Source organism: Chromobacterium sp. IIBBL 290-4 (assembly GCF_024207115.1).
In the GTDB taxonomy this organism is placed as follows: domain Bacteria; phylum Pseudomonadota; class Gammaproteobacteria; order Burkholderiales; family Chromobacteriaceae; genus Chromobacterium.
Genome location: NZ_CP100128.1, coordinates 2142255 through 2161754, shown reverse-complemented (window position 1 = coordinate 2161754; position 19500 = coordinate 2142255). Strand labels below are relative to the sequence as shown.

Here is a 19500-nt window from a genome sequence, read left to right as displayed (position 1 = left end):
AGCGTAAGCAGGATGAATGGCATGACATTTGACTCAGCGCAAATCCGCCGGACATGCCGCCCAACGCCAGTCCGAATGGCCAGGGCGGCGCTCAGCGCAGAGGCAGATAGATATCCGTCAGCAGCTCGTGCTCGGGCTCCTGGCTGGACAGGTTCAGATAATGGAAATACACCGGGAAATCGCGCAATTCTTCGCCGCTGGCCGGCAGCCATTGCCGATACAGCCAGCGCACGGCTTCGCCCAGCCGCTGATGGCTGCCCGCGTGCCTGAGCACCGCGCAGCGGCCCCCGGTGATGGTTTTGGCGATGACGCCTTGCGGGTTGGCCGGCACCTCGCCCGCCACGCTGCCGCAGACATCGAAGCGGAACGCCTCCGGCGGCGTGGCGTCCGGATGGTCGTAGGCGATGCCATAAGTCTGGCTGCTGGCGATGGGCGACAAGCCGCTGGCCTTGCGCCATTCGATGAAGCGAGCAACGCTGTCGTTGACGCGCTGCGGCGGCCCCCTATGCTCCAGCGCCGCGACGGCGATGTCAGCAGTATTGACGATCTTCACTTCCATATTCGGCACTCCCTCTCCAACAGGCGGCCTCATCTTCGCATGCCAGCCCACCCAGTCCGGCTGGCGGCGAAAGCCGCTGGGAGACTGGCCGAAAACCTGGCGGAAGGCGCGCGAAAATGATTCCGGATTGTCAAAACCGCAGTCCTGCGCGATATCGATGATGCGCTGCGTCGGCTGAAACGCCAGCCGGAACGAAGCCCGGCGCAAGCGTTGCAGCAAGATGTAGCGCGCGGCGCTGACGCCGCAATAGGCGGAGAACTGGCGGTGGAAATGAAAGCGGGAAAAATGGGCGACGGCGCTCAGCCGCTCGATATCCAAGGGCTCAGCCAAATGCCGGTCGATGTAATCGAGCACTCTGGCGAAACGCCGCGCGTACTGCTTCAGTCGGTCCATTGTCCCTCCTCCATGCGCCCACTATGCCTCGGCGCGGTGGCTTGCACTTGACGCAGCTTGCTCAATCGCCGCGTCGATGGGAATGGACAGGCAAGGGCCGCCGCGCGGCCCAGGTGTCAATCGTCGCGCGTCAGCACTTCCAGCAACTCGATCTCGAACACCAGGTTGGAGTGGGCCGGGATGCGCTCGCCGATCTGGCGCTCGCCGTAAGCCAGATGCGCCGGCACCCACAGCTTGCGCTTGCCGCCCACCTTCATGCCCATCATTCCCTGATCCCAACCCTTGATCACGCGGCCGGTGCCGATCACGCACTGGAACGGCCGACCCTTGTCCAGCGAGGAGTCGAACTTGCTGCCGTCCTCCAGCCAACCGGTGTAGTGAGTGGTGATCAGCGCGCCGCGCACGGCTTCCTTGCCCTCGCCCAGCACCAGGTCTTCGATCTTCAACTCTTCGCTCATTGCTCTTTCATCCACAAAACGCCGCGCGGGCGACAACAGCGCATTGTAACCCGGCCGCTCACAGCCACGCGCACAACGCGTAGAACGCCGCCAAGCTGGCCAGCACGCTCAGCACCATATTGCGCACCAGGCAGGCCAAAACCACGCTGGCCAGCGCGCCCCACAGATAAGGATTGTCCGGGAACGGCCGCAGCGCGCCCTGATCCAGCAGGATGATGGGTACGCAGATCGCGGTCAGCAGGCAGGGGGCCGCGTATTGCAGCGCCTGCTCCAGCAAGGCCGGCAGCTTCACCGGCACCCTGGGCTCAAGGAAAACGTAGCGGTTGCAGAACACGATGGCCGCCAGCAGCAGAATCAATCCCCAGCTCATGCTTTCTCTCCTCCCAGGCGCGCAACCAAGACCGCGAACAGCATGCCGGCCACGCCGGCGATGACGATGCCGCCTTCCACGCCCAGCCAGCTGAGCAACATCGCCGCCAGCAGCGAGAACAAGGCCCCGCACAGCGCGCTGCGCCGCTTCACCATCGGCACCACGATGGCGACGAAAGTGGCGATGATGGAAAAGTCCAGATGCAGCCGGCCCAGGTCCGGCACCGTGTTCGCCATCGCGATGCCGGCGATGCTGCTAAGCAGCCAGCTCAGGTAGAACATCAGTCCCGCGCCCAGCAGATAAGCCGGACTCTGGCCGCCGCCCTTGGCGCAGCTGAGCGCGAACAGCTCGTCGGTCAGCAGAACGCCCAAGGGCAGGCGCAGCCGCGCCGGCCAGGCCGATACCTGGCCGCGCATCGACAAGCCGTACAGAAAATGCTGGGCGGTGATGAAGAACACCGTCAGCGCGATGGCCAGCGCGCCCGAGCCAGCCATCGCCATGCCCAGCGACACCAGCTGCGCCGCGCCGGCGAACACCAGCGCCGACATGCCCACGCCTTGCGCCGCGCTCAGTCCGGCCTGCACCGCCATCGAGCCTGCCAGCACGCCCCAGGGCAGCACCGGCAGGCACAGCGGCAGCATCTGCGCGGCGCCGGCGGCGAAGTCGCGCCCGGGCCGCGGTTCCAAAACCAAAGATTGCGAATGATCCATAGCTTGCCTTCTGCATTGCGTTCGCGGCCGATCCGGTCTGCACCGGCCGTCGCGAACCAGATTAGGCAAAAGGCAGGGGGAGCGTCTTGAACGAAATTGCTCGCCTCAGCGGCGCGGCAGCCGCTGCGCGAACTGGCCGGGCGTGATGCCCAGCGCGCGACGGAAATGGCGGTGGAAGTGGCTCTGGTCGGAAAAACCGCAGGCGATGGCCGCCTCCGGTATCGGGCAGCCGGCCAGCAGCAACTGGCGCGCCTTGCGCAGCCGCGCCTGCACCAGATAGGCGTGCGGCGGCACGCCGACGCGCTGCTTGAAGCGCCGCAGGAAATGCCAGGGGCTGAGTTCGGCCAGCGCCGCCAGCTCGGCCAGCGAGCTGTCGCGCTCGGGGAAGCTGTCCATATAGTCCCGGGCGCGCAGGATGCGGTCGTCCGCCTCCGGCGGCTGGCGGAGCTCGAAACGGCTCTGGCCATGGCGCGCCATCAGCCAGGCCAGCGACGACAGCAGCAGCGTCTCCTTGAACAGCGCGTTGCCGTCCTCGGCCAGCAGCGAGAAGACCAGCCGCAATTGTTCGGCCAGGCCGGGATCGTGAATCATCGCCTCGGGAAACCATGGCACAGTGCCTTGCGGCCGGGCCAGATCGCGCGACAGCGACAGCAGCATGTCCGGCGACGGATAGATGGCGCGGTAAGACCAGCCGCTGGCGATGCCGGCCGAGCCGGCGTGCACCTCGTCGGCGTTGACCAGGAAGATATCGCCCTTGGGCACCAGGCGGTCGCGGCCGTTGAACAGGATGCGCTGCACGCCCTCCTCGATCACCCCTACGCAGAAGTTCTCGTGCGCATGGCGCGAAAACCGGTGCCTATGGTATTTCGCGTCCAGCATCTCCAGGCCGCCAAACGCTTCCAGGTGATAGAAGCTGGCCTGCTCGCCCATCCCTTCCTTCATGTCTTGCCGTTCCCGCCGCGCGTCTTGCACGAAATTGCCGCGCGGCCGGAGGATTCCGGCACGCCGCGCGTTTTCAGTGTAGCGCGGCGGCGCGCCGGAAGGCCATCAGTCGCCCCAGGCCGGGGCGAAGTCCGGATCGGCGATGCGGCCGCCGTCTTCCAGTTTGGCGATGCGCGCCATGTCGTCCTCGTCCAGGCGCAGCTGCAGCGCGTCCAGATTGGCCGCCAGATTGGCGCGCTTGGTGGACGACGGGATCACCGCGATGTCCTGCTGCAGCTGCCAGGCCAGCGCCACCTGCGCCGCCGTCGCGCCGTGCTTGGCGGCGATGGCCAGCAGCACCGGATCGCTCACCACCCGACCGTAGGCCAGCGGCATGTAGCCGGTCAGCGCGATGCCATGTTCGCGGCAGAAAGCGCGGACATTGAGGTTCTGCAGATAGGGGTGCACTTCCAGCTGATGGGTGCCAATGGCATCGGCGCCGACGGCGTCTATCGCCTGCTTCAGGTGAGCGATGGTGAAATTGGATACGCCTATCTCGCGCGTCAGGCCCAGTTGCTTGGCCTCGGCCAGTTGCTCCATGTACACCGCCATCGGCACTGCGTCCTTCGGCGACGGCCAATGGATCAGCGTCATGTCCACGCTGTCCAGGCCCAGCTTGTCCAGGCTCTCGCGCAAGCTGGGAATCAGCAGGCCGGGGCCGAACTTGTCGGTCCAGATCTTGGTGGTGACGTACAGCTCATCGCGCGGCACGCCGGCCCTGGCGATGGCGCGGCCGACATCGGCCTCGTTGCGGTAGATCTGCGCGGTGTCGATGTGGCGGTAGCCCAGCTCCAGGCCCATCACTACAGATTCCTCGGCTTGTTGATCCTTCAGGCGGAAGGTGCCCACGCCCAGTTTCGGCATTTTCATGCTGCGTTTCCTTTTGCAATGTAAGGCCGGGCGGCTCGCGCCCGGCGAGAGAATCAAATTCGGTCTGCGGCCAACGGCATGCTTTCAGCATCAATGGCGTCCAGCCTACCCGACCAGGCGGTCAACAGCCAGGCCCCCAGCACGATCAAGGCGCCTATCCACGGCGTGGCCATCAGCCCCAGGCTGGCCACCACTTGGCCGCCCAGCCAGGCGCCGCCGGCGATGCCGACGTTAAACGCTGCGATATTGAGACCGGAGGCCACGTCCACCGCGTGCGGCACGCGGGCCTTGGCCTGCGACACCACATACAGCTGCAATCCGGCCACGTTGCCGAAGGCCACCGCGCCCCAGGCCAGCACCGTCAGCGCCACCAGCCACTTGGAGCCGGCAGTGAAGGTCAGGGCCAGCAGCACCAGCGAGAGGCCGGCGAAGATGATCTTCAGCCCGCCCACCGGGCCCTTGCGATCGGCCAAGCGGCCGCCCCAGATATTGCCGATGGCCACCGACACGCCGTACAGCAGCATGATCAGCGCCACCGCGCCCGGCGCGAAGCCGCTCACGTTCTCCAGCATCGGCGCGAGGAAGGTGAAAGCGGTGAACGAGCCGCCGTAACCCAGCGCCGTCATCGCGTACACCAAGAGCAGCCGCGGCTGCGCCAGCACCGCCAATTGGCTGGACAGCGAAGCCCGCGCTGGCTTGGGCAGATTGGACGGCACCAGAACCAGGCTGCCCAGCAGCGCCAGCACGCCCAGCAGCGACACCGCCAGGAAGGTGGACTGCCAGCCGAAATGCTGGCCGATGAAGGTGCCCAGCGGCACGCCGGTCACCAGCGCCACGGTCAGGCCGGAAAACATCAGCGCGATGGCGCTGGCGCCCTTGTCTTTGGGCACCAGGCCGGTGGCCAGCGTCGAACCTATCGAGAAGAACACGCCGTGCGCCAGGCCAGTCAATACGCGGGCGGCGATCAGCGCCTGGTAGCCCGGCGCCTGCCAGGCCACCAGATTGCCGACGGTGAACAAGGCCATCAGCGCGATCAGCAGCCATTTGCGCGGCAGGCGGCCGGTCAGCGCGGTCAACAGCGGCGCGCCGACAGCCACGCCCAGCGCGTACAGGCTGACCAACAGCCCGGCCGACGGCAGCGACACCGCTAGGCTGGCGGAAATGGTGGGAATCAGGCCGACGATGACGAATTCGGTCGTGCCGATGGCGAAGGCGCTGAGCGTCAGCGCCCACAGTGCGAGAGGCATGATGCGCTCCGGTTAGGAATCAGGACGCCGATTGTCCGCGCTTGCCGCCAAGGGAAAAATGGGCTGTAGTGAGAATATCTTTTGCGTAGAAATTGATAATGCTGAGCACGGAAAGCCTGATTACGTTTATCGCCATCATGGATTGTGGCTCTTTCACCGCCGCCGCCGACAAGCTGGGCGTCACCGCGTCCAATGTCAGCCGCAGCCTGGCGCAGCTGGAAAAACAGCTAGGCGTGCGCCTGCTGACCCGCACCACCCGGCGGCTGAGCCTGACCGAGGAAGGCGCCTGGCTGCTGGAGCGCGCCCGCGCCATCGTGGAGAACCTGAACGACGCCGAACAGCAGCTGCAGGCCGCCGCCGTCCGCCCCTCCGGCCTGGTGCGCATCAACGCCGCCATCCCGGTGCTGGACCATCTGCTGGCGCCGCAGCTGGCCGGCTTCCTGATGCGCTTTCCGGACATCCGGCTGGAGCTGACCGGCGCCGAGGCGGTGGTGGATCTGATAGAGGAACGCGCGGACCTGGCGATACGCGTCGGCCCCTTGGCCGACTCCACGCTGAACGCGCGGCTATTGTGCGAAAGCCCGCTGCGCATCGTCGCCGCGCCCGGCTATCTGCGCCAGCATGGCCGCCCCGAAACCGCCGCCGATTTGCAGACGCGCAGGCTGCTCGGCTTCACCAGCCCGGCCACGCTCAATCTGTGGCCGCTGGGCGCAAACGGCTTGCGGATCGAGCCGTCGCCGGCGGCCTCCAGCGGCGCCACCTTGCGCGCGCTGGCGCTGCAAGGCTGCGGCATCGCCTGCCTGGCGGAATTCCTGGTGGGAGCGGATATCGCCGCTGGGCGGCTGACGGAAATCCGCCTACCGGAGCAACAGGACTGGAAGCAGCCGATCTGGGCGGTGTTCTACAAACAGGGCCGGCCGCAACCGCGCGTCGCCTGCCTGGTGGACTATCTGGCGGAGACGCTGGCCGGATAAGGACAGTGGCCTACCCGCAGCGGGTCAACTACGTTAAAGTGGCCGAACCACCCACGCTAACCTTAGACATGAAACTGTTGCCGCCCTTGCTGCTCGCCTGCTGGGCCGCCGCCGCCCCAGCCGCCGCGCTGATCGTGGGCATAGGCGACCAAGCTTTTCCGCCATACAAGCTGGGCAATCAAACGCTGGACCCCAGCCGCCCCGGCTTGTCGGTGGAGCTGACGCGCCTGGCGGTTCAGAGCTGCGGGCTGAAAGCCGAGTTCCGCCTCTTGCCCGGCGCGCGGCTGCTCAAGGAACTGGAAATCGGCAATCTCGACGCGGTAATGATGCTTTCCTACACGCCGGAACGCGCCCGCTTCGCCGTCTATCCGCTGCGCAACGGCCTGCCCGACGAAGCCCGTCGGCTGGCCACGCTCAGCTATGTGCTGTATGCGCTCAAAGGCAGCCCCCTGGCCTGGGACGGCCACCATCTGTCCAATCAAAAGCGCGCCATCGGCACCAATGCCGGCTGGTCCATCAATCTGGATCTGCAACGGATGGGCATACCCGCCGAAGCCGCCAACAGCGTGGAACAAAACTTCGACAAGCTGCTCAGCCGCCATATCGACGGCTACGCGGTGCATGAGTCGCTGGGCGACGCCTATCTGGCGAGCCACCCCGCCTTGCCGGCGCGCAAACTGTCGCCGCCTATCAGCACCAAACCGTATTTCCTGCCCTTTTCGCGCCACTACGCCGCCGCGCAGCCCAGCCAGATGGAGTGCGTCTGGCATGCCGTGTCCGTCAAACGCGACGAGTTGCTGCGGCGGCGCATTTCCGCCTATCTGGACGGCAAGGGCTGAAGCGCAGCCCTCTGTACAGTCAGGCGCGCCTCAACATAAACCGATAGCTCAGCGCTCCGCCCACGGATCGCGCAGCTGAATCACATCGTCGCGCTCGGCGCTGGTGGAAATCAGCGCCACCGGCGCGCCCGCCAGTTGCTCGATGCGCCGGATATAAGCGCGTGCGGCCTCCGGCAGCGCGTCCAGGCTGCGCGCGCCGCGGGTGCTTTCGCGCCAGCCCGGCAGCGTTTCGTACACCGGCTCCACTCGGCCGCGCTCGGCCATCGCCGCCGGATAATCGGCGCGCGGCGCGCCATCCACCCGATAGCCGGTGCAGATCCGCAATTCCTCCATGCCGTCCAGCACGTCCAGCTTGGTCAGCGCCAGCTGGGTGATGCCGCCCACCCGCACGCTCTTGCGCAGCAAGGCCGCGTCCAGCCAGCCGCAGCGGCGCGGACGGCCGGTGTTGGTGCCATACTCGCCGCCGCGCTGGCGCAGCGCGTCGCCGGCCGCGCCCAGCAACTCGGTCGGGAACGGTCCTTCGCCCACCCGCGTGGCGTAGGCCTTGCACACGCCCAGCACCTGGCCGCGCGCCGCGCCGCCGAGGCCAGTGCCGCTGGCGGCCTGGGCCGGACCGGTGCCGGACGAGGTGACGAAGGGATAGGTGCCGTGCTCGACATCCAGCAACATGGCCTGCGCGCCTTCAAACAGAATCCTGCGGCCGGCCTCGTCCGCCTCGTTCAGCAGCTGCCAGGCTGGCTGGATGAAGGGCAGCAAGCGCGGCGCCAGTTCCAGCAGCCCCGCCAACACCGCTTCCAAGTCGAATGCCGGATAGCCCTGCGCCGTCAGCAAGGCATTGTGATAAGCCAAGGCCTCGGCCAGCCGCAGGCGCAGCATTGCCGGATCGGCCAGCTCCGCCAGGCGGATCGCCCGGCGGCCGGCGCGGTCTTCAAAGGCCGGGCCGATGCCGCGGCCGGTGGTGCCGACCGGCTGGGCGCGCAAGGCTTCCTGCGCCGCGTCCAGCGCCACATGCGAAGGCAGCAGCAAAGTGGCGTTGTCGGCGATGGCCAGCGTGTCCGGCGTGACCGCCAGGCCCTGCGCCGCCACGCGGTCGATCTCAGCCAGCAGCGCTTGCGGATCCACGACCACGCCATTGCCGATCACGCCTTTCTTGCCGCGCAGCAAGCCGCAGGGCAGCAACGCCAGCTTCCAGGTCTGGCCGTTCACCACCAGCGTGTGCCCGGCGTTGTGGCCGCCGTTGAAGCGCGCCACCAGATCAGCCCGCTCCGCCAGCAGATCGACGATGCGCCCCTTGCCTTCGTCGCCCCATTGCGCGCCTATCACCACCACCTTGTTCATCGAAATTCTCCGTAAGTGAAATCAAGTCTTTTTGCGACAACACCTTACGGCGCTTGATCCTCTGCTGACAAACGACTTATTCTGCGCATTTGAGTCAGAAAAACTCACACAAGATGAAACGCGATCTCCCGCCCCTCAACGCCTTGCGCGCATTCGAAGCCGCCGCGCAGCGCCAAAGCTTCAGCGAGGCGGCGGCGCTGCTGCACGTCACCCACGGCGCCGTCAGCCGCCAGATCCGCCTGCTGGAAGACTGGCTGGGCGCGCCCTTGTTCGAACGCCACCACCGCCAGGTGCGGCTGACCGACGCCGGCCGCGCCTATCTGGCGGACATCGGCGCCGCGCTGGAACAGATCGAAACCGCCAGCGCCCGCCTGCGCCAGGGCCCCGTGCCGCTGCGGGTCAGCGCGCCGGCCACGTTCACGCTGCGCTGGCTGATTCCGCGGCTGTCGCGCTTCCAGCTGCAATATCCGCATATCGAGGTGAAGCTTTCCACCTCCAGCGAGCCCATCTCCCAGCTGGGCGACAGCTTCGACATCGCCATCCGCGGCGGACCGCAGGCGCTGCCCGGTTTCGTCGCCCGCGAATTCCTGCGCGAAAGCCGGTTGCCGGTCTGCAGCCCGGGCCTGCTGGAACAGCTGCCTATCCATGCCCCCGCCGACCTGGCCCGCCACACGCTGCTGCACACCGCCGGCAGCCCGGAGTTCTGGCCGCAGTGGCTGGCCGCCGCCGGCGAGCCTGCGCTGCGCCCGGCCGCCGAATTGACGCTGGAACACTTCTATCTGACCTTGCAAGCGGCGCTGGGCGGACTGGGCGTGGCGCTGGGGCCCAGCCGGCTGATCGCCGACGATCTGGCCAGCGGCCGCCTGGTCCAGCCTTTCGCCGCGCCGCGGCTGGAAGACTGGCGCTACTTCGCCTATGCGCGGCAAGCGCGCGAAGACCAGCCGGCAGTGTTGGCTTTCTGCCGCTGGCTGGCGCAGGCGGGCCAAGACTAAGACCATATCCGCCACCCAGGCCGCGGAATGCCATTAGAATAGAAATCTCCGGCGCGGGAACTCGCCGCGCCGCTCGTTTTCCTACCCTGCAGTCGCTTTGCCCGGCGGGCCACGGCCCGCCATCTTGGTTTTGCCAGCAGTTCCCCTTCCAGAAACGACAGGAGAAGCGCATGCAATTGAACGGAAAAGTCGCACTGATCACCGGCGCCGCCAGCGGCATCGGCAAGGAAATCGCCCTGGTCTACGCCCGCGCCGGCGCGGCGGTGGCCATCGCCGACATCAATCTGGACGCCGCCAACAAGACGGCCGATGAAATCATCAGCGCCGGCGGCAAGGCCATAGGCGTGGCGATGGACGTCACCAACGAGGACGCGGTCAATCAGGGCACGCAAAAGGTGGTGGACGCCTTCGGCCAGCTGGACATCCTGATTTCCAATGCCGGCATCCAGATCGTCAACCCCATCGTCAACTACAGCTTCGCCGACTGGAAGAAGATGCAGGCCATCCACGTGGACGGCGCCTTCCTCACCACCAAGGCCGCGCTGCAGCATATGTACAAGGACGACCGCGGCGGCGTGGTGATCTATATGGGTTCGGTGCACTCGCACGAGGCCTCGCCGCTGAAATCCGCCTATGTCGCCGCCAAGCACGCGCTGTTGGGCCTGGCCCGCGTGCTGGCCAAGGAAGGCGCGCCGCACAATGTGCGTTCGCACGTGATCTGCCCCGGCTTCGTGCGCACCCCGCTGGTGGACAAGCAGATTCCGGAACAGGCCAAGGAACTGGGCATCAGCGAAGAGGAAGTCATCAAGCGCGTGATGCTGGGCAATACCGTGGACGGCGTGTTCACCACCGTAGACGACGTGGCGCAGACTGCGCTGTTCCTGGCCGCCTTCCCCAGCGCCGCCCTCACCGGCCAATCCTTCGTGGTCAGCCACGGCTGGTTCATGCAATAAGGAGCCCGCATGGCGCTGGAAAAACTCAACCCGGCCTGCCATGTGGATGCCGGCCGCCACCCGAGCGCAGCCCTGCCCGACAACCACCATTACCAGGTGGTGGCCTTGGTGCTGCAGGGCGGCGGCGCGCTCGGCGCCTACCAGGCCGGCGTCTACCAAGGGCTGGCCGAGGCCGGCCTCCACCCCAACTGGGTGGCGGGCATCTCCATCGGCGCGCTCAACGCCGCCATCATCGCCGGCAATCCACCGGAAAAACGCGCCGAAAAGCTGGAGCAGTTCTGGAACACCATCAGCCGCCAGCCGCTGCTGCCGCCCAGCCCGCACAATCTGAGCGACCAGCCCTTGCCGCCGGCGCTGCAAGGCTGGCTGAACGGCCTGGAAGCCTGGCGCGCGCTGACCGAGGGGCAGAACGGCTTCTTCGTGCCGCGCCCGCCCTTGCTGCCCTTGTCGGGGCAGACCACCAGCTACTACGACACCAAGCCGCTCAAGGCCACATTGGAGCGGCTGGCGGATTTCGACCGCATCAACGACAGCGGCGAAATGCGGGTTTCAGTCGGCGCGGTGAATGTGCGCAGCGGCAATTTCGTCTACTTCGACAACACCAAAGGGCGGCTCCGGCCCGAGCACTTCATGGCCTCCGGCGCGCTGCCGCCCGGTTTTCCGCCGGTGGAAATCGACGGCGAGCAATACTGGGACGGCGGCATGGTCTCCAACACGCCCTTGCAGCATGTGTTGACCGCCAAGCCGCGCAAGCATGCGCTGGTATTCCAGGTGGACCTGTGGAACGCGCGCGGCGAGCTGCCCACCGACTTGTCCAAAGTGGCCTTGCGGCAGAAGGACATCCAGTTCTCCAGCCGCACCCGGATGATCACCGACTACATGCGGGAGACGCAGCAATATCGCCAATTGCTGCGCCAGGCGCTGGAGCTGGTGCCGGAAGACAAGCGCGACACGCCGGCTTTCCAGCAGGCTGCGGCCCAAGCCTGCAACCGGCTGTTCAACGTGATCCATCTGATCTACCAGGACAAGCCCTGCGAAGGCCATTACAAGGACTACCAGTTCAGTTCGCGCACCATGCGCGAGCACTGGGGCGCCGGCCTGACGGACATCCGCGCCAGCCTATCGCATCCGGAGTGGCTGCAAATGCCGCCGCCGGACCAGCCTTTCGTCAGCCACGACGTGCATAGGCAACGATAGGCGCAAACGAGAAGCTCATTCCCTTCTTGTATGGCAAGAACGGGAATGAGCTATAGGAAGGCAGCCAAGCAGGCTACCACTCAAAAAAAACCACACTCATGACAATTTATATCATCCGTCTACTAGCACAAAATGCCTGGGCCTTGAGCAATCAACCAGCATGCATATTGGCGAGTCCGCTCAATGACCCAACATGAAACAGCGGGGGTTTTCTCCAAAGAAGGTTTTGGGTGGGCCATATAAACCGCAGAATGGCTTTTGCATATCCTTCGCGGGCTTAAACAATGAATCCACACCCGCCACCTCAAAACCCAAACTATTGCGAACCGACTCCGACAGTTCAATATGACTCAATCGATTATAGAGCTGGCCTAGACGTGCCTTTTGCGCCGCAACCAATTCAGGGCTCCCACTCAGCACACGCATCGGAACATCATATTCATCCGGACCAACCTGGGTTCCGACATTGCAATGTGTAACTCGGCCATGAAGATCCTGCCCATGGTCAGATGTGTAGAAAACGATAGTATCTGCACTCAACAATGGGCTCAGCCCATTCAGGAAATCTATGGAACCATGGCGAACCGCCCGCCGGTAATTTTCCAATCGGTCATGACTGTCCATCTGTGGCGGAATATCGTTTTCGTAAGGAAAATGCGAACCAACCTTGTTGACCACAATGAATACCTTACCCTCCCTTCTTAATAAGGTTTGCAAAGTCGATAGTGAGTCACCATCTCGCCGGTAGGCCTCGCCCGATGCCTCGAATACTTTATCAATCGCAGCAACCTCACGACTATCGATATAATTCCTCACTACTGGATCATGCAAAACGTTTTGATTATCTACATAAGCTGTAAAGTATCCCGCTTTTTTTGCCAACTCGAACACACTGGGCACTGCCTGCAAATTGATTTCTGCTCTACCATCTCGATGCCAAGTGCCACGTCTCAAGATATAATTTGATGCTGCTGAACAATTCGCACCACTGTGCGCCCTTCCATAGTCAACCGTTTTTGAATCAAGCAATTTTCCTTGCGCGGCAAACTCATCATAATGAATGCTCTCATCGATGATCAACACCACTTTTTGAGAAGAGAAGCGCCCTGTCCAACGTGGCTGGACTGGCTTATCGCCATTGAATTTTATATATGCATCATTAGCCGCCAAACTAGACGACCCAAAGAAGTAGGAATAACCTTTAGGGAAACCAATCAAAGCTGGCTCCCCGCGCACCATCAGAATTACCAAATAAATAGCAGTCAACAAGGAAAACAAGATCGAGAACACCCATGTTGACAAACGCAAGGATGATCGACAAGCCTTATATGCCAACGGAACAATTAACAGTCCTACCCAAAAAACACTCGTAACAATCTGCCGCCAATACTCCTCCACTGCATCAAATGCATTACCTACTGCAGCATTAAGAATAGCAATAGTACTTATACCGACCGGACCGCCATAAACCTCAAACAAAGCTTGATCCAACAGAATAGCCATTCCCAGCAATGACAATAACGTCAATCCAACCACTTTGCGCAAATTAGCCATTACGTATAAAATACTGATAGCCAGAATATACTCAACAATAAACACTACGCATCGCACATACTCCGCAAATCCGTAATGTCCCTGAGTATTATTACCAATACTCAGAAAGCGCTCTTTTGCATAAAAACCATCCATCCCCAAATAAATCAGCGCAATACCACACAACCAAAATAACTCTTTTATTAGAAACTTCTTATTATTTATCCACCGCATCTTGCTCATCCAGAACCTTCCTTCACTCATCACGAGAACGTACGAGCGTCAGCCAATATAGACAAAAACGCCCTTCACCTTAGCAAGCCATCTAAGGAAAGGGTGGGAGAATACGTTGTCAACAGAAAAACAACAATATCGAAAGTGAACCTGCTCAACAGCAGACAGGAGATAGGTGACAACAAGTTGAAAACATCCGCTCTGTTCCCAAATAAAAATGTCAAACAATCCATCAATGCTTAAATCACTCAGGCCGCACTCTGCAATGCTTCCTTTCATCCGCTTTGCTATGCTGGAGCGGTGGCGATATTTTTTGCGGATGAACGATGGCGAATGCGGCGGCGAGGTTCAAGACTGGAGCATGGGCCGCGCTGACGCTTTTGCTGCCTTGGCTCGCGCAGGCGGAACCGATTCGCTTGCTGACCGAGAACGACGCGCCGTTCAACTTGCCGGACGAACATGGCGGCGTCACCGGCATTTCCAGCGAGATGGTGATGGAGATGTTCCGCCGCGCCGGCATCGATTACCGCATCGACATGCTGCCCTGGGCCCGCGCCTATAATCTGGCCCAAACCGATCCCCGCGCCTGCCTGTTCTCCACCACCCGCATGCCGGAGCGGGAAAAGCTGTTCGTCTGGATAGGCCCGCTGCTGAAGAACGACTGGGCCGTGTTCGCCGGCCCGCGCAGCCCATCCGGCCCGCAGACCATGGACAGCCTGCGGCCTTACGCCATCGGCGGCTATCGCGGCGACGCGGTGGCGCAATATCTGCTCGACCGCGGCTACAAGCTGGACATCGTGTCGGACGATGTGCTGAATTTGCGCAAGCTGATGGCCGGACACATCGACTTTTGGGCCTCCGGCGTCTACCACGCCCACTATCTGGCCGAACACGAGCGTCTCGGCCCGCTGCGCCAGGTGGCGGTGTTCTCCACCAGTTATCTGTATCTCGCCTGCCATCCGCAAACGCCGTTCCGCCGCGTGGCCCGGCTGAACGCGGCGCTGGACGCCATGCAGAAGGATGGTTTCATGGACAGCGTGAAAAAACGCTATCTGGCCGCGCCCTGAGCCGGAGCCGGCTCAGGCTTCGAACGCCAGCCGCCAGGCATGCTCGCGGATATCCGCCGGCCAGGATGCCATATGCCGCGCCAACTGCTCGCCATCGTCGGCGAACAGCGCTCGCAAGGCCTCTTCATAAGCCGGCAGATCGCCAGCCAGCGCCGTCATGAATTGATAGGCCGCATCGCGCGCCGCGCGGCGGCTGCGCGGATCGCCCGTTTTTTTCCTGGCCTCGTCTATCAAGCGGCGCAGCGTGGCCGACGCGCCGCCCGGCTGCTCGGCCAGCCATTCCCACTGCCGGGGCAGCAGCGTCACCTCGCGCGACACCACGCCCAGCTTGGGCCGCCCCCGCCCCCTCGGCGCGGCCGGAGCGTCTTCCTCTACCGCCGCTTCGGCTTTGGCCGGCTGAGCCGGCGCGGCATAACGGCCGGGATAGGCCTGCGGCGGGCGAGCCAAGCGCTCGATCACCTCCGCGTCGCTGCCGCGCAAATCCAGATCCACCACCCGGCCATTGGCGTCGTCGAACACCAGCAAAGGCTCGGTCGAGCCGTTCTCCGCGGCGGCTTTCACCGCCAGCGCCACCTCGGCCAGCGGGCCGGACAGCAGTCGACGCGCGCCCTCGAAGGCGGTGCAGGGTTTCAATAGCGATTCAGCCGGTATGCTCATGATGGGAGACGGTCCTGGAAATGCGGATACGAAGCGACATACTACCAGGGTAATAATGGATGCGCAGCCATCAACCCTGCGCCGCCGTCCTTGATAGCCAGGCCTTTTCTGTCGGCGCGCCGACGGTTTCCATGTCCGCCCGCTGCAAGCGCCACATTTCAGCATAGCGCCCGCCCTGCGCCAGCAAATCCGCATGCCGGCCCCGCTCCACCACCCGCCCTTCGTCCAGCACCGCGATCTCATCGGCGTCGACGATGGTGGACAAGCGGTGGGCGATGATTAGCGTGGTGCGGTTGGCCGACGCCTCGGCCAGCTCGCGCTGGATGGCCTGCTCGGCGCGCGAGTCCAGCGAGCTGGTCGCCTCGTCGAAAATCAGGATGGGCGGATTCTTCAGCAAGGCGCGGGCGATGGCGACGCGCTGTTTCTCGCCGCCGGACAGTTTGAGCCCGCGCTCGCCCACCTGGGTATCGAAACCGTCCGGCAGCGCAGCGACGAAATCGCGCAGATGCGCGGCCGTCGCCGCGGCGACCACTTCTTCGCGGCTGGCTTCCGGCTTGGCGTAAGCGATATTGCGATACAGGCTGTCGTTGAACAGCACCGTCTCCTGCGGCACGATGCCGATATGCGCGCGCAGCGTGTCCTGGCTCAGGCGACGGATGTCGACGCCGTCGATCCGCACCGCGCCTTGCCCGACATCGTAAAAACGGAACAGCAAACGCGACAGCGTGGATTTGCCGGCGCCGCTGGGCCCGACCACCGCCAAGGTCTTGCCGCCGGGAATCTCCAGGCTCAGCCCATTCAGAATCTGCCGCTGGCCGTCATAGGCGAACGACACCGCCTCGAAGCGGACCGCCGGGCAAGACGCCGCCAAAGCCTGAGCATCCGGCGCGTCCCTCACCTCCTCCCGCACGCCCAGCAGCTTGAACATGCGCTCGATGTCGATCAGCGCGTGTTTGACCTCGCGATAGACAAAACCCAGAAATGTCAGCGGCCCATACAGCTGGGTGATGAAGGTGGCCACCAGCACCACGTCGCCCACCGTCATGCTTCCGGCGACCACGCCCTGCGCGGCCAGCACCATGATCCAGCTGATGCCGCAGGCGATGATGGCCGCCTGGCCGGCGTTGAGCAGCGACAGCGCCACCTGGTTCTTGACCGCCGAAGCCTCCCAGGCCGCCAGGTTGCGGTCGTAGCGCGCGGCTTCATGCGCTTCATTGCCGAAATACTTCACCGTTTCATAATTGAGCAAGGCGTCGATAGCCTTGGCGTTGGCGTTCGAATCCAGTTCGTTCATCCGCCGCCGGTAGCCGCTACGCCACTCGGTCACCAACAGGGTGTAGACGATATAGCTCGCCATCGTCGCCAAGGTGACCGCCGCGAATGCCCAGGCATAGCGCTGCAGCAGAATCGCCGTCACCATGCCGATCTCCAGCAAGGTGGGCAGGATGTTGAACACCGCGAAATTGAGCAGAAAACCTATGCCCTTGGTGCCGCGTTCGATATCCCGGCTGACGCCGCCGGTTTGCCGCTCCAGATGGAAACGCAACGACAAGCGGAGCAAATGCCGGAACACATCCAGCGCCGCCTGGCGCACCGCGCCCTGTATCACTCGGGCGAACACCGCATCGCGCAACTCTCCCAGCACCCCGGACAGCAGCCTGGCCAGGCCATAGCCGGTCAGCGCCAGCACCGGCACGGCCAAGGCGGTCGCCGGCATGGACAACTGATCCACCACATCCTTCAGATACAGCGGCACCGACACCACCGCCGCCTTGCCCAGCATCATGCAGGCCATGGCCAGCAGCACCCGCCCCTTGAACCGCCAGATCAAGGGGAACAACATCCACAGCGCGCCGGCCCTCGCCCGCTTGCCGCCTTTCTCGCTCGCCAACATTCCGCTCTCGCTTTTTTGTTTCGCCTGCTCATCACGGCTAGCCGGCTGATTGGCCGCAAGCCTGCTGGTCGCCAACCGCCGCTCAGACACCCAGCGCGGTGCGCCGAGCCAGAGCCTGCCGATAGGCCTCGGACTGCTGGCAGCGCCGCATCTCCGCCGCCAATGTCGCCGCCGCCACTTCCGGCGCGCTTTGCGCCCCACCCGAGCTCAGCAACGCGAACAAGTCGCCCCAAGATACCGGCGACACCGCAGCCAGGCGCAAAGCGGCGTCGCGCCGTCTGGCCGCCAGGAAAAAACCCAGGGCATAGAAAGCCAGCGCGATCACTCGCCCAGCCGCCAGGCGGCCCTGTTCGGCCGGCGTGGGTTCGGTTTGCAAATAGGCTCGCAGCAAGCTTTGCCCTTGCTCCGGCGTGGGAAACACAAACACGCCCAGCTGCGCCAGGTCGATGTAGGGGTCGCCCAGGCCGGCGGTTTCCCAATCGAGGAACAGCACGCGCTCGCCGGACAGCAGAATATTTCCAGGGTTTAAATCGAAATGGCAGGGCGCGCGCTCGCCTTCCCGGCTGATCGCGTCCGCCTCTGCCGCCGCCTGGCAAATCGCCTGAATGACGGCGTCCGGCTGGCCCATGCCTAGCTTGGCCACCTCGCCCGCCAGAATCTCCGCCAGCGGCATGCCGCCATCGAAAGCCCGGCTTTGATGCAAGCGTCGCAAAGCCGAAGCCACACGATGGATGCCCGCGGGGGAGCGATCCATTCCCTCAGCCGCGATGAATTCGGAAATGGTGATGCCGCTGGCCGCATCGGCGTAGACCAGCCGCGGCGCCACGCCTAGCGCCGCCGCGCCGCGCCAGCATTGCGTCTCGCGCTCGGCGCGCTCGATATGGGCGCTCTGGCGGATGACAAAGCTTTGTCCGCCGGCCTCGAAACGGAAAATGCGCGCGCCCGACAGGCCCGGCGCCAATGCTTGCGGAACGATCCCGGCCCCTTCGGGGAATGCCTGGCGTATCGCGGCGGAAATCGCCTCTGGTATGGGAAATGCCATGGTATGCCTCTTGGTTTGGCTCATGCGATGCCGGCAGGCGCGCCGGCTCTCAAGCACGAGCCAATATATACCATGGTAAAAATAAGATGAAATATATTACCCGGAAAATAATAATTTTCACCTAGCGATGCGGCTTAGCCGCCACAGATCTTTTGCGCCGCCACTCGACCTTCGCCGCTTGGGCCCATCCAGGCATCGCGCTTGAAATGACTTCAGCCTGCCGCGATTTCGGTCAGCATCTCGGCCAGCGCCTGCCGCAGCCAGCGCTCGAATGGCCGGATCTTCTCCAGGCTGCCTCTGGCCCGCATCAGCCGGTAACCATGGCTGGCGGCCATCGGCGCGCATGCCGCGCGACACAGCCGGCCGGCGCGCCAATCCTCATACGCGAGCCCAAACGGCGCCAACGCCACGCCTTGCCCCGCCACGGCGGCCTGCACCAACAGGCCTGAATGGCTGAAATCGGCGGCGAAATCGAAACGCGCGCGCCGCACGCCTTCCCGCGCCATCAGGGCCAGCCATGGCGCCGTCGCGCCCTCATGCAATAGCGGCAGAGCCGCCAGTTCCTTCAGCCCGGCCCCTGCTCCAGCCAGGCTGGGGCTGTACACCACGCACAACTGCTCCCGGTACAGCCAGCTTTCGTCGCCATCCGCGCTCCAGGGCAGATAGCGAATGGCCAAGTCGGCTTCGCCGGCTTCCAGATTGGCCATCCTGTCGCTGGAGTCCAGCCGCAAATCCACGCCGGGATGCAGCCTCGTGAACGCCGGCAGCCGGGCGGCCAGCCATTTGATGGCGAAAGAATGAGTGGCCGCTACTGTCAGCGAATGCTCGCCATCGCCGCCTTGCAGGCTAGCCACCGCGTTTTGCCATTCCGCCAGCGCGCGCCGCGCCGCTTCAGCCAGCGTCTTGCCCTCTGCGGTCAAAACCACGCTGCGCGCGTGGCGGACAAACAAGCGGATGCCCAAAGACTGCTCCAGCTGCTTGATCTGCAGGCTCACCGCCGCCGGCGTTTTGTTCAGCTCCTGCGCCGCCAGGCGAAAGCTGCTCCAACGCGCGGCGCATTCAAAATCCACCAGCGCGGCGAGGTGGCGCAAAGAAAACATCGTCATGGTCCACCGCTTTCCCGTTCGATTGAATGGCTAAGTTTTTCTGATGCCAGGCGCCGTAAAAGCTCGTTTGCGCCCGTCATGACATA

General features: G+C 63.9%; 20 protein-coding genes. 6 read left to right on the top strand and 14 right to left on the bottom strand.

Features of this window, described 5'->3' with window-relative positions; genetic code table 11:
• Positions 1–91: 91 nt before the first annotated feature.
• The 7 genes from NKT35_RS10080 to NKT35_RS10050 form a co-directional block, all read right to left on the bottom strand.
• Positions 92–952 carry an AraC family transcriptional regulator gene (locus NKT35_RS10080; RefSeq protein WP_254300959.1) on the bottom strand — a complete coding sequence of 287 codons (861 nt, stop codon included), beginning with the start codon at positions 950–952 and terminating at the stop codon, positions 92–94.
• 116 nt (positions 953–1068) lie between these two features.
• Positions 1069–1410 (bottom strand): FKBP-type peptidyl-prolyl cis-trans isomerase, encoded by a 342-nt coding sequence (locus NKT35_RS10075; RefSeq protein ID WP_254300958.1) that lies wholly within the window; start codon positions 1408–1410, stop codon positions 1069–1071.
• A 58-nt stretch (positions 1411–1468) separates the two neighbouring features.
• Complete coding sequence (locus NKT35_RS10070; protein ID WP_254300957.1) at positions 1469–1780, bottom strand: AzlD domain-containing protein; 312 nt, start codon at positions 1778–1780, stop codon at positions 1469–1471.
• Positions 1777–2490 (bottom strand): AzlC family ABC transporter permease, encoded by a 714-nt coding sequence (locus NKT35_RS10065; protein ID WP_254300956.1) that lies wholly within the window; start codon positions 2488–2490, stop codon positions 1777–1779. The genes NKT35_RS10070 and NKT35_RS10065 overlap by 4 nt, the downstream gene beginning before the upstream one ends.
• Positions 2491–2595: 105 nt before the next feature.
• Complete coding sequence (locus tag NKT35_RS10060; protein ID WP_254300955.1) at positions 2596–3432, bottom strand: AraC family transcriptional regulator; 837 nt, start codon at positions 3430–3432, stop codon at positions 2596–2598.
• 105 nt (positions 3433–3537) lie between these two features.
• Positions 3538–4341: a 2,5-didehydrogluconate reductase DkgB gene (gene dkgB / locus NKT35_RS10055; protein ID WP_254300954.1), complete on the bottom strand. Its 804-nt coding sequence runs from the start codon at positions 4339–4341 to the stop codon at positions 3538–3540.
• Between the two features lie 53 nt (positions 4342–4394).
• A complete protein-coding gene (locus NKT35_RS10050) occupies positions 4395–5588 on the bottom strand; it encodes an MFS transporter (RefSeq protein WP_254300953.1) in 1194 nt (397 codons plus the stop codon).
• 98 nt (positions 5589–5686) lie between these two features.
• Between NKT35_RS10050 and NKT35_RS10045 the strand changes: the two genes are divergently transcribed.
• Together NKT35_RS10045 and NKT35_RS10040 are read left to right on the top strand one after the other, a co-directional pair.
• On the top strand, positions 5687–6562 hold the full coding sequence (locus NKT35_RS10045) for a LysR family transcriptional regulator (RefSeq protein ID WP_254300951.1): 876 nt from the start codon (positions 5687–5689) through the stop codon (positions 6560–6562).
• Positions 6563–6630: 68 nt separating this feature from the next.
• On the top strand, positions 6631–7401 hold the full coding sequence (locus NKT35_RS10040; RefSeq protein ID WP_254300949.1) for a substrate-binding periplasmic protein: 771 nt from the start codon (positions 6631–6633) through the stop codon (positions 7399–7401).
• Between the two features lie 48 nt (positions 7402–7449).
• Here NKT35_RS10040 and NKT35_RS10035 read toward each other — a convergent pair whose 3' ends face one another.
• Positions 7450–8739: an adenylosuccinate synthase gene (locus NKT35_RS10035; RefSeq protein ID WP_254300948.1), complete on the bottom strand. Its 1290-nt coding sequence runs from the start codon at positions 8737–8739 to the stop codon at positions 7450–7452.
• Positions 8740–8852: 113 nt separating this feature from the next.
• Here NKT35_RS10035 and gcvA point away from each other — a divergent pair, with 113 nt between their 5' ends.
• From gcvA to NKT35_RS10020, 3 genes are all read left to right on the top strand, one after another.
• On the top strand, positions 8853–9731 hold the full coding sequence (gene gcvA, locus NKT35_RS10030) for a transcriptional regulator GcvA (RefSeq protein WP_254300946.1): 879 nt from the start codon (positions 8853–8855) through the stop codon (positions 9729–9731).
• A 170-nt stretch (positions 9732–9901) separates the two neighbouring features.
• The gene (locus tag NKT35_RS10025; RefSeq protein WP_254300945.1) at positions 9902–10684 is read left to right on the top strand and encodes a 3-hydroxybutyrate dehydrogenase; all 783 of its coding nucleotides are present in this window, start codon (positions 9902–9904) and stop codon (positions 10682–10684) included.
• Between the two features lie 9 nt (positions 10685–10693).
• Entirely contained in the window at positions 10694–11881 is a 1188-nt protein-coding gene (locus NKT35_RS10020; protein ID WP_254300944.1) for a DUF3734 domain-containing protein, read from the top strand.
• A 180-nt stretch (positions 11882–12061) separates the two neighbouring features.
• Here the strand turns inward: NKT35_RS10020 and NKT35_RS10015 are convergent, their stop codons facing one another.
• Both NKT35_RS10015 and NKT35_RS10010 read right to left on the bottom strand, forming a co-directional pair.
• Positions 12062–13657, bottom strand: coding sequence for a sulfatase-like hydrolase/transferase (locus NKT35_RS10015; protein ID WP_254300943.1), 1596 nt, complete (start codon positions 13655–13657; stop codon positions 12062–12064).
• A 39-nt stretch (positions 13658–13696) separates the two neighbouring features.
• Positions 13697–13927, bottom strand: coding sequence for a hypothetical protein (locus NKT35_RS10010; protein ID WP_254300942.1), 231 nt, complete (start codon positions 13925–13927; stop codon positions 13697–13699).
• A gap of 47 nt (positions 13928–13974) precedes the next feature.
• Between NKT35_RS10010 and NKT35_RS10005 the strand changes: the two genes are divergently transcribed.
• Positions 13975–14715, top strand: a complete 741-nt coding sequence (locus NKT35_RS10005) for a substrate-binding periplasmic protein (RefSeq protein ID WP_254300941.1) — start codon at positions 13975–13977, stop codon at positions 14713–14715.
• A 12-nt stretch (positions 14716–14727) separates the two neighbouring features.
• On the opposite strand, the gene NKT35_RS10000 is transcribed toward NKT35_RS10005, so the two are convergent.
• The 4 genes from NKT35_RS10000 to NKT35_RS09985 all read right to left on the bottom strand — a co-directional run bounded on the left by NKT35_RS10000 (position 14728) and on the right by NKT35_RS09985 (position 19414).
• Positions 14728–15372 carry a DUF2239 family protein gene (locus NKT35_RS10000; RefSeq protein ID WP_254300940.1) on the bottom strand — a complete coding sequence of 215 codons (645 nt, stop codon included), beginning with the start codon at positions 15370–15372 and terminating at the stop codon, positions 14728–14730.
• Positions 15373–15442: 70 nt separating this feature from the next.
• The gene (locus tag NKT35_RS09995; RefSeq protein ID WP_254300939.1) at positions 15443–17266 is read right to left on the bottom strand and encodes an ABCB family ABC transporter ATP-binding protein/permease; all 1824 of its coding nucleotides are present in this window, start codon (positions 17264–17266) and stop codon (positions 15443–15445) included.
• An 82-nt stretch (positions 17267–17348) separates the two neighbouring features.
• Complete coding sequence (locus tag NKT35_RS09990; protein ID WP_254300937.1) at positions 17349–18308, bottom strand: choline kinase family protein; 960 nt, start codon at positions 18306–18308, stop codon at positions 17349–17351.
• 212 nt (positions 18309–18520) lie between these two features.
• A complete protein-coding gene (locus tag NKT35_RS09985; RefSeq protein ID WP_254300935.1) occupies positions 18521–19414 on the bottom strand; it encodes a LysR substrate-binding domain-containing protein in 894 nt (297 codons plus the stop codon).
• Positions 19415–19500: the final 86 nt, after the last annotated feature.